The organism is Chromohalobacter sp. 296-RDG (assembly GCF_029889885.1).
Lineage (GTDB): Bacteria > Pseudomonadota > Gammaproteobacteria > Pseudomonadales > Halomonadaceae > Chromohalobacter.
The window spans coordinates 1-10807 of record NZ_JARANY010000070.1; the positions used below are offsets into that span (position 1 = coordinate 1).

The 10807-nt window shown below is 53.8% G+C and carries 11 protein-coding genes; 4 read left to right on the plus strand and 7 right to left on the minus strand.

Annotated features, from left to right (window positions below; genetic code table 11):
• Window positions 1–987 (plus strand): zinc ABC transporter substrate-binding protein (locus OP495_RS15185; protein WP_348521322.1); only part of this gene is annotated, 987 nt, incomplete at its 5' end.
• 116 nt (window positions 988–1103) lie between these two features.
• Complete coding sequence (locus OP495_RS15190) at window positions 1104–1802, plus strand: metal-binding protein ZinT (protein ID WP_280570494.1); 699 nt, start codon at window positions 1104–1106, stop codon at window positions 1800–1802.
• 144 nt (window positions 1803–1946) lie between these two features.
• Here the strand turns inward: OP495_RS15190 and OP495_RS15195 are convergent, their stop codons facing one another.
• The gene (locus OP495_RS15195; RefSeq protein ID WP_280570495.1) at window positions 1947–3197 is read right to left on the minus strand and encodes a Xaa-Pro peptidase family protein; all 1251 of its coding nucleotides are present in this window, start codon (window positions 3195–3197) and stop codon (window positions 1947–1949) included.
• Window positions 3198–3199: 2 nt separating this feature from the next.
• Window positions 3200–4075, minus strand: coding sequence for a hypothetical protein (locus tag OP495_RS15200; protein ID WP_280570497.1), 876 nt, complete (start codon window positions 4073–4075; stop codon window positions 3200–3202).
• Between the two features lie 105 nt (window positions 4076–4180).
• Between OP495_RS15200 and OP495_RS15205 the strand changes: the two genes are divergently transcribed.
• Window positions 4181–5071, plus strand: a complete 891-nt coding sequence (locus OP495_RS15205) for a LysR family transcriptional regulator (protein ID WP_280570498.1) — start codon at window positions 4181–4183, stop codon at window positions 5069–5071.
• 45 nt (window positions 5072–5116) lie between these two features.
• Window positions 5117–5980 carry a glycine betaine ABC transporter substrate-binding protein gene (locus tag OP495_RS15210; protein WP_280570500.1) on the plus strand — a complete coding sequence of 288 codons (864 nt, stop codon included), beginning with the start codon at window positions 5117–5119 and terminating at the stop codon, window positions 5978–5980.
• 45 nt (window positions 5981–6025) lie between these two features.
• Here OP495_RS15210 and OP495_RS15215 read toward each other — a convergent pair whose 3' ends face one another.
• The 5 genes from OP495_RS15215 to betT all read right to left on the minus strand — a co-directional run bounded on the left by OP495_RS15215 (window position 6026) and on the right by betT (window position 10350).
• Entirely contained in the window at window positions 6026–6154 is a 129-nt protein-coding gene (locus OP495_RS15215) for a hypothetical protein (protein ID WP_280570502.1), read from the minus strand.
• A gap of 25 nt (window positions 6155–6179) precedes the next feature.
• Window positions 6180–6584 (minus strand): ester cyclase, encoded by a 405-nt coding sequence (locus OP495_RS15220; RefSeq protein ID WP_280570504.1) that lies wholly within the window; start codon window positions 6582–6584, stop codon window positions 6180–6182.
• Between the two features lie 16 nt (window positions 6585–6600).
• Window positions 6601–7371, minus strand: a complete 771-nt coding sequence (locus OP495_RS15225) for an MBL fold metallo-hydrolase (protein ID WP_280570505.1) — start codon at window positions 7369–7371, stop codon at window positions 6601–6603.
• A gap of 64 nt (window positions 7372–7435) precedes the next feature.
• Complete coding sequence (locus OP495_RS15230) at window positions 7436–8014, minus strand: TetR/AcrR family transcriptional regulator (RefSeq protein ID WP_280570507.1); 579 nt, start codon at window positions 8012–8014, stop codon at window positions 7436–7438.
• 317 nt (window positions 8015–8331) lie between these two features.
• Window positions 8332–10350 (minus strand): choline BCCT transporter BetT, encoded by a 2019-nt coding sequence (gene betT, locus OP495_RS15235; protein ID WP_280570510.1) that lies wholly within the window; start codon window positions 10348–10350, stop codon window positions 8332–8334.
• Between the last annotated feature and the right edge of the window lie 457 nt (window positions 10351–10807).

Sequence of the window (10807 nt, forward strand, 5' to 3'; positions counted from 1 at the left end):
TTCAGTCCCTACCTGGCGGCACTACTCATGTCGCCAGTCATGTCGCCGGCCGCCGCGTCCGCCGCCGTCCCTTCCGTCGCAGTCGATATCCCACCGGTCTATTCGCTGGTCAATCGCGTGATGGGAGACCTGGGCTCCCCGAACCTGCTGATCCAGCAGGGCGCGTCTCCCCACCGTTACGATATGCGTCCATCCGAGGCCGAAGCGCTCGAGAACGCCGATGCCGTGTTCTGGATCGGCGAAGACCTGACCCCGTGGCTGACACATTCCATGAACACCTTGGGCGACGATGCTCTTAGTGTCGAGCTCATGGACTTGCCCGAAACGCAGACACTCGAGTACCGCCAGGAGGTCACCTTCGAAGCGCATCATCATGGTCATGACGACCACGATCATGAGCATAACCACGACCACGACCACGACCACGACCACGACCACGACCATCAGCATGATCACGCTCACGACGGATTGAATCCCCATGTCTGGCTCGACCCCGAAAATGCACAGGCCTGGCTGGACGTCATCGCCGACGACCTCGCCCGGCTGGACCCAACGCATGCGGATACTTACCGGAACAACGCTCACCTTGGCAAAGAAGCGTTGGCAACGCTGACAAGCTCACTGCAGCAACAACTCGCCGATGCCGGCGATGTTCGCTTCATCGTGTTCCACGATGCCTACCAGTATTTCGAAAACCGCTTCGATGTTCATGCAGCCGGGGCCATCTCTTTAGGCGATGCGCGTAAACCCAGCCCATCGCGGATCGAGAAACTCCACACTCTCGTTGAGAAGCACGACATCGACTGCGTGTTCAGCGAGCCTCAATACAATCCGGAACTGGTGAAAAGCGTATTCGGCGATACCGGCGTGAACACCTCCATCGTGGTCGATCCGCTGGGTACCGACCTCACGCTGGGAGACGAGCTTTACCCGCAATTGATGCACAAGCTTGCCGATGCCGTCTCGCAGTGTGCGAGCGATGCCTGATGGAAGCGCACGACCACCCATGCCGCCGCATTTTACCTGGCGCCCTTAAAAGATATGTTATAACGTATTGACCGATTTTTCATTGAACTCAATCCGATTCACGCAAGGAGATCACGATGCGTCACGCATTCGCTCATGCCGCTCTCGCACTCGGCCTGCTATCGCTGGCGAGCGTTCCGCTTGCCGTCGCACAGCAGGACGACCACGATCAACATGAGCATGAGCACGACCATAGCCACGATCATGCGCACGATCATTCCCATGATCATCATCACGACAGCGACATCTACGCTGGCTACTTCGATGACAGCCAGGTAGAAGATCGCCAACTATCGGACTGGGAGGGCGACTGGCAGTCGGTGTATCCCTATCTCCAGGACGGCACGCTGGATGACGTCTTCGCCCACAAGGCTGCGCACAGCGATGACAAGACGGCTGCCGACTACAAGCAGTACTACACGACCGGCTATCGCACGGATGTCGACCGCATCGTGATCGAGGGTGACCAAGTCTCATTCTACGACGACGGCGACGAGCGCACAGGGGAATACACCTACGACGGTTATGAAATCCTCAATTACGAGGCCGGCAATCGCGGCGTGCGCTATATCTTCGAGCGCGACGGTGGCAGTGCCGACGCACCTCGCTACATCCAGTTCAGCGATCACGCCATCTATCCCACGGATGCCGACCACTATCATCTGTACTGGGGCGATGATCGCGCCGCCCTGCTGGACGAAGTCACGAACTGGCCGACCTACTACCCCTCCCATCTGGACGGTGACGCCATCGCGCGGGAAATGATGGCACATTAATAACGCGTTTCGAGCATGACGGGCATGGCATACTTCAGTCTATCGACATATACCCGCGTCGACGGACTGGAGCGTGCCATGGCGTTATCTCATGCCTTTCGCGCCGCTTTGATGCCAGGCTCGTCGCTTCAGAGACGCCTGCATTCAAGACAAGCTTTCCTCGTAGGGAAAGCCAGATAATAGCTCCGTGCCTCTATCCGTGATCAACACTTGCTGTTCGAGCTTGACTCCTTCACGCCCGTCCTCTTCGCCAATGAAGCTTTCGACACAAAGCGTCATGCCCGGTACGAGCTCTCCATCGTAACCGGCTTGTTCGAAATCAGCCTCATGATAGAGGTAGGGAAACTCGCCCGTCATGCCCACACCGTGAGCCGAGACGTAATAGCGGTTGGCGAAATACCGCGACGGTATATGCCAAGCGTCCCGCGCATAATCTCTAAAGCTCATGCCCGGACGTAGTATCGCAATATTGTGCGCCACCTGTTCCATGGCCGTTCGATAAAGATCGCGCTGATGTGGCATGGGAGTATCCGGTCCCGCATGAAAGGTGCGCGAAAAATCAGCGTAATACCCGAAGCAGCCGACGACATCGGTGTCGAGTGCCACGAGCTCATTAGAGGCGATGCGTTTGGCGCTGGTTTCCTGGAACCAAGGATTGATACGCTTCCCCGAATTCAACAACCGAGTCTCGAAATACTCACCACCTCCAGCAATGACGGCTTGGTGCAGAACCGACCAGAGCTGGTTGTCGGTCAATCCAGGTCGCAAAGCAGAACGCAGTGCCGCGACGCCGATCTCAGTACAGGCCAGAGAGGCTTTCATGCACTTAATTTCTTCCGGCGTCTTGACGGAACGCGCCCGCTCGACCGCCCCTTGTGCATCCGTCAGCAGGATGCCTTGAGCTTGGAGGCCATCGACGATGCCCGGTGCCAGTCGCTCGACCCCCACACGCGGCCCCTGGCCTATCAATTCGATAATCAGCGCCCCCATTTCGCGCGCCCACTGCCGCTCCGCTCGAGGCAACCCATCAGCAGTGGAGACGAAGCTGGTATTGGACGAGCTGCGCACCTCATCCAGTGTCGTCAGTTCCCTGGCAAGATGCTCGGCGCCAGCCATTTCGAACAGGATCGCCCGCTCTTGGGTCATTAACAGATACCGAGCAGCCCCATTTCGAGACGCAAATACTTGCATGTTGCGTGCTCCACAGGCATAGCGCACATTGACCGGATCATTGAGCACCAAGGCGCCCAAGTCAGCTCGCCGCATCTGCTCTCTGACCCTATGCATGCGGCCTTCTGCAAGGGCTACCTCGTCGACCTCCGCCCACGACACGCCGAGATCGATCTGTCTAATACCCGCCAAATCGCTCCGCTGTGCATGCCAATCCAGTTCCATGGTTAGTCATCCAGCCCGTCGGCGCGAACGTTCTTTTCGGCATCCAAGTGCGCTTGTAGAACGCGCCCATGGACTTGCTGCGTCCGATCAACACGCCCTATGAAGCCTGGCTCTTTGGCGTATCCAAAGATAGCGGTATGACGCTCTCCCTTGCCGTGGACAACGCGATGCATCGAGAAGCGTCCCTTGAATATCTGCAGATCGCCAAGCGCAAGTGTCAGACTGTGAACTTTATCTCGCTTGCCATCGAGCACATCACGCACGTCATCGTAATGCTCATTGCCTGGCTCACGCAGGCCGGGACAATACTCGAATTCGCCACCGCTTTCAGGCTGGCGCGTCAGCAAGCTGACGATGAACTCGTTAGTGTCGTAGTGCCAAGGCAGCGATGATCCCTCGGGCATGATGTTGGCCACAACGCCTGCCAGCGGATCATCGAACGTGTAAAGCTCGGATTCCGCTAGACAGTCGGTGATAAAACGCTGAAAGGCGGGATGACGGTATAGCCCGAGACAGATGCCATGCTCAGGAAACCAATCCATGGCGACGAAGGCATTCTCGAATGGTGCGAAACGTCGACGCGGATGATCTTCCGATAATGAAGGCTCATCCTTGTTGAAATAAGGCGTGATTTGGCCATTAGAGAAGTGACCTTTATCAGCAATGGCAGCCACCTCATCCTCTAGCTGCCGGCGATACTCGGGACGAATGAAACCATCAATGCGCGCACATCCCTTGCCGTCCAACGCCTTGCGGACTTCTTCGAGACGCTGTTGATAAAGCGCACTGTCAGGCTGATGGATCGGCCATGTCTCAAGATCAACGCACGCAATATCGTATTGGTCAGCTTCTTGTGGCAGCGCTTTGGACGCGTTCATGACTTATCTCCTTAAGGGGTATGAATCACATTTTCTTATGTTAAACTCATAAAGACGCCTTAGAAAATGGATTTTAAATAAATAAACATAAGGTAACCTTATATAATGCTAGAACAGACACACTGGACACTCTTGTCGGCTTTGAAAGATCATGGCTCGATTACGCTTGCGGCAGCGGCACTCAACATCACACAGTCCGCTGCCAGCCAACGCCTAGGTGAAGCCGAGCGAAGGCTTGGCGTGCAACTGGCCATCAAGCGTGGCCGGACGCTGGTATTGACAGAAGCCGGTGGCACGATTGCCAACGCGGCAAGGACCGCCACCCCTCTTCTACAAACAGCAGAATCTAATGCCATCTGGCAAGGCAAGCGCAACGCCAATCGTGTCCGTGTCGCCTGGTCCCATTTCAATCCTCCGGGTCTTGCCTCGTTTCTGCTCAGGATTAGTCGCACCATATCGCTCGACATGGATCTTGAGTTCATCAGGATTCCCAGTGACCGTTCCACCACCCCACTCAACAGCGACATCGCAGACCTGATGCTCGGGCCAGGTCCGGTTGATGGTCCTAATATAAATAGTGAAGTCATCTTCCATGACCGTTTAGTCGCTGTCGTAGGAGGAAGCTCTCCCTTGGCCGAGCACCGTAAAGTTTCACCTGAAAATTTCAGAAATCTCAATTTTTTAACGTATGGATTACGGCCAGAGCCTGGCTGGGAATACGACCAGTTTTTCGATCGGGGAAAACGCTTTCCAACCAAGCTTTCACGCGTCGAGTCTACGGAGCTTATTTGCCATATGTTATCGGATGGCGAAGGAATTTCGATATTACCTTCTTGCTGCGTCACGCTATCCTCGCGCGCGCAAGACCTCGTAATGCTTGAGCTAGAATCTACTTCTATCGCATTCGATTGGAGCGTAAGCTTCCTCCAAAGCAGCGAAGCAGAAAACAATCTAGCTTGCAAAGTGGCAAAAAAACTATCAGAAACGAGCCATTAACCACACTCCAAATCACATCCAGCTCAGAAACCCACAAGGAGAAGCATGCAAAAATCACTTCACACATTAACTGCAGTCGCATTGGCACTCGCAACAACAGGTGTGCAGGCTGAAGACAAAAATATCACTATCGGCACTAATAGCTGGGCTGAAAACATAGCAGTTTCAAACCTATGGAAACTGATATTAGAAGAAAAAGGCTATAACGTAGAGCTAACCAATATGAGCAGAAGCGCACTTTACGCGGGAATAGCGAATGGCGGTGTCGATCTGTCATTGGAGATATGGCTACCTCATAGTGACAAAAACTACCTCGAGCCTTATAAAAATAAGATAGATGTCCATGAAGCCTGGTATGACAAGACGAGCCTTGGCTTGGTCGTCCCTGAATATGTCGACATCAATACAATCCCGCAGCTCGCAAAAAATGCCCATGAATTTGAGTACCGTGGCCAGCCTACGATACTCGGTATTGATGCAGGCTCGGCCTTATCGACAATGACCGATAAAGCCATTGAGGCTTACGACTTGCCTCTCACACAAGCCAGCAGCTCTGAAGCCGCAATGTTATCGATGCTCGACAGCGCGACAGAGAGAGAAGAACCTATCGCAGTGACACTGTGGAAACCGCACTGGACGTTCTCTAAATATTCACTCAAATACTTAGAAGATCCCAAAAACATATACGGGGATGGCGATACAATATACTGGTTTTCGCGGGACAGTTTTTCTGAAGATGCTCCGTGGCTCACGCGTGTATTCAATGCATGGCACATGAGCGATAAAAGCCTCAGCGAGCTTCTGGCAGATGTCAAATCGGCAGGCAGCCCTGTTGCTGGCGCCAAGCAGTGGATGAATGAGAACGAAGCAAAAATCGAGAAGTGGCTATCTGCCGATGATACGAAATAATCAAGCTATCAAGCACCCGGTTGGCTATGGGCAATAATCTTCATGTTAGCCTACCTTGATGCTGGCATCTTTGAGCAGAATACCCTGCAAGCCAAGCCGCCAGACGCTCGCCAGCACACGAACGAAAGTTGAAGAATTAACAGGAAGCAACGCTTCCTGCATTTTAGCTGCCATGAAAAATACCTTCTTTTTTCACTTCTTAACGTGTGAGTTGATCGCGAATATCCATGGGGTCGAAGTGAGCCCGCTTCTCGACGATCAGGCCGTCCTTTATGGTCAACATCATCATCAACGAGAATCGAACACGCCGCCCGGTTGGCGTAACTCCCTGATGCTCGCCGCTGTGCGTGCCTTCGAAGACCATGTAGGTCATCACCTTGTCGTCATATGCCAGCATCTCGCGAATGGGCATCTGCCAATCACTAAAGGCATCGAAATTCTTCTTCTCCGAGGCAATCAACCCTTCGACCCCCGGGTGAGCCGTATCGATCTGGTGGTAAAAGTTGAATTCCGGATGGCAATACCGATCGAGAGAACCGAAATCGCCACGGTTGATAGCATCGTAAAAATTGCGCACGACCGTCTCGTTAGCTTCAGTACTCATATAAGACTCTTCTCGATTAAAAGGTATAGCTCTGATCATCGGCCGGAATCAGCAATCGGTCGGTCATGCCTTGCTCTTCGGAAAACGCCTGCAGTTCAGCTCGGGTCAGCACCGAATGGTTCACCGTTTCCAAGTGGCTGGCGATCAGGGTCGCTTTCGGCGCGGCATCGTAGACGCGCTTCGTATCTTCGGTGCCCATGATGATCGAGCCCAGCCCGGGTACCTGTGCATCACCCGCATTGAGCACGATGACATCTGGCTGATAATGATCAAGGTTGGCAACAACATGGTCATTCCAGACAGTATCGCCCGCCACATACAGGTTTTTCTCCTCAGGATGACGGAAGACCATGCCGCACACCTGCCCGAGGATCTCCGGAATGGCCGCCAGCGCCTCGTTACTGCCATGCTGGCCGGGTGTCTTGATGATTGTGACATCATTGAATCGCGTATCATCCGCGAGCAGCCGCACATCGGTGAATCCCTGCTCGCGAAACAGTGCAGCGTCCTCATCATGCTGGGCGTACAGCGGCATGTCCTTTGGCACGAGTCGAATAGCAGCCTCATCCCAGTGGTCGTCGTGGGTATGCGTTACGATCACGGCATCGACATCGAGAATTTCCGACATCGGGGTTACCAGCTCGACGCGCGGATTGCGAATGTGATCATTCACCGTGCCTTCGAAACCGGGGTAGGCATCCTTCTCGCCCAGATAGGGATCGATCAGGAAACGGCTACCGCCGAACTCGACGCGCAGGGTGGCATTACGTACTTGCTTGATCTTCATGATGCTCTCCTTTTAGTCATATCTCCGACGCCTTCTTCGCGGCGCCACGAAGCTTGATTCAGGATCAATCCAGCAGGGCCAGTACCAGCGCCAGTCCCTCGTCAACGCGTAAGCGTTCGATTCCGGACCGCGTCAACACTTGCAGTCCCGGAAACGCCACGACCATCAACTTTGCCAGATCGGCCGGCGGGCATTTTGCCGTCACCGAGCCATCGGCTTGCCCTCGGTCAATGGCATGCGCCAAGGCCTGCTCGATCGCTTGAAAATCGCTTTCGATGCGGCAGCGAATCTCTGTGTCATGTGGCGCCAGCTCGACCGCCTGATTGATGCTCATGCAGCCACTGCCCTGCTCCGGGCTGCGTACATCCTCGACGATCATGCGGAAGAAGGCTTCGATGCCGGGCCGTGCCGGTGTCACGTCCAGCATCCGGCTCATGTCGAGCTGACGATCAGTGCGATACTTATCGAAGGCCTTCAGCATTAGGTCATGCTTGCTGCCGAACGTGGCATAGAGACTGCTCTTGCTCAGCCCCGTCGCTTGCAAGAGGTCGCTCAGCGACGTCGCTTCGTAGCCCTTGCGCCAGAACACATGCATCGCACAGTGCAGCGCTTCTTGTGTATCAAAGGCTTGTGGTCGTGCCATGACTCTCGACTCATGAATCCAGAATGTTAATCACTATAAACCATTTAGGACCGATAGGTACAAAACTAATAAGACAACTCTCTCCAAGCGCAGTGCACGCCCGAGAACGTAGCCAACCTCGAGCACTATTCCGAGGCATTCTGCGACGCCTCTCTGAACCCTTAACTAGACAAACACGCCACCGAGATGCGCGAGATCGTTGGAGCAGTATGTGCGAGGCGGCTACCACCCGCGCAGGCGCTTCGCGTCATGCCTGGCGAACAATAAAAAGCCGCCCTTCATGAAAGGACGGCTTCACTTGCATTGATCGTTTTCTTTTAACGAGTCAAGTGCAAGAAGTGCAGGTGCTTCTCGTACTGGTCGAGAATATCGCCAATGAGCTGAGAGCGGTTATACCCCACCACGTTGTATTGCTGACCGCCCTCGCGGAGGAAGACTTCGGCGCGGTAATGGCCGCGTTTATTCGACTGGGTATTATGCCGCAGGCTATTCATCGTAAACGATGGCGTCGCGTAGGCTCGTGCACGTACGCCATAGATGAAATCGCTCTCATCGCCGTGGTTCACACGTAGATAGCAGCGGTCTTCTTCCTGGGTGACCGTGACATCGAGCGACTGTTTCTCGAATTCCCCAGCAACTTCACGCATGGCGGGCTCCACGCTTTCATTGAGAAAGGTAAAGACTTGCTGCTGGCGCGGTGATGACACCAGAGTCTGCAAGCGATCCTGCCACTGATAACCGCCAGCCCCGACGCGAGAGACGTTTCCCGGGGTATTGGTAGCGTGCTGCATACTATCGCGCTTCAGCGCCTCAATGCGTAGCGACTTGAAGAGTCCGAAACCAACCAGTATCAGAATCGGTGCAAATGGGAGCGCTGATGCCAGAGACGCGGCCTGCAGGGCCGAGAGAACATTTTCGCCACCCGCCAGGATGAGCGCCGCAGCGACAAGTCCTTCGGAAACGGCCCAGAAGATACGTTGCCAGACCGGTGATTCATCCCCGTCCTTGGAGGTCAGGGTATCGATGACCATCGAACCGGAATCCGACGAGGTAACGAAGAAAGTAATGACCAGCAGCGTGGCAATGACTGACGAGATACTTGCCAGCGGCAAAGCATCCAGGAAGTGAAAAAGCGACGTGGAGCTATCGGCGAATACTCGATCGACGAGATTAGGCATCGTGCCATTCATGATGCCGTTCAGGGCTGTATCACCGAAGACCGTCAACCACAAGAAGGTCACACCAACCGGCACAAACAAGACACCCAGCACGAACTCTCTGATAGTGCGTCCGCGCGAAACCCGTGCCACGAACATGCCCACGAACGGAGACCAGGCAATAAACCAGGCCCAATAGAAGAGCGTCCATGATCCAAGAAAAGAGTTCGTTTCTTCATTGCCTGTATAAGCATAGATATTGAACGTCATATCTACCATCGAGGACAGATAGGTACCGATGTTCTGTGCCAAGGATTGGAAGATAAATAGCGTCGGCCCAACGATAATGACGAAGACCAGCAGTAAGACTGCCAACCTCAGGTTCCATTCGGAGAGCCGGCGAATGCCACCATCCAACCCCATGATGACAGACAGCGTCGCCATGGCGGTCACCAGGACGACCAAAATCAACTGAACGGTCGTACTGGAAGGAATACCAAACAGATAACTCAATCCGGAGTTGATCTGCAAGACGCCCAGTCCCAGTGATGTCGCGATGCCAAACATCGTGCCGAACACAGCGAAAATATCCACGGCGTTACCGATCGGTCCATAGATACGCTTACCGATCAAGGGATAAAGCGCCGAGCTGATACGTAGTGGCAAGCCATGGCGAAAGCTGAAATATGCCAATGCCAAGGCAACGATGGCGTAGACGCCCCACACATGAAGCCCCCAATGGAAAAAGGTAAAGAGCATCGCATCACGTGCCGCACTAGCGGTTTCGGCCGTCCCCTCTGGGGGATTGGCAAAATGAAACACCGGCTCAGCCACGCCGTAGAAAATAAGTCCTATACCCATGCCCGCCGAGAAAAGCATGGCAAACCATGAGAGATAACTGAAATCGGGTTCGCTATGATCGGGTCCCAGCTTGAACGTGCCATAACGGCTCAGCGCCAAGATCAGTGACAGAATGAGATAAATTCCCATGGCCAGCAGATAGAACCAACCAAAGGTGTCGATAATCCAGTCTTGCAGGGAACCGAACAAGTTCCCCGCCGTTTCCGGCACGGCAATGGTAAAAACCACGAAGACGAATATCAGTATCGCGGATGGATAAAAAACGGGTGGATTCAGCCCTGCGACGGACCGCTCGCTTAGACTAGCTTTCGATTTCATTGCACACTCAAATATTATCCAATTCTAGAAAAAAAGATCCCCTACGGGCAATACCACATAGTGGACGACGGCTTACGAAACTTTCATTCAAAAGTGCTCAGGATCGTATCGTTTCAAGGAGCCGTTTGATTTTATTCTTGCTCCACACAAAGATCCCGAGAGGTGGCATTGCTGGCATATAAATCACTCTCAAGGCTTGTTCATGCTTTTCTTTATCGCCAGGTGAGCCATCTTCCCAAACACCTTTTTCGTACTTCTCACCGCTACACATCCATTCTCCTTATCTAATTTTCATCCAGAACCTAACGCTTCCTCACTCTTGCTTTTCAACTGCGTAATCGCCGCGCTTCCCAGTACGCCGATGAAGGCAATGACCAGCGGCACGCTAAAGGCGGCGCGTCCCACTAGGATCAGAAACAAGGAAGAAATGATAGGTACGAAATAGGTCAACACTCCC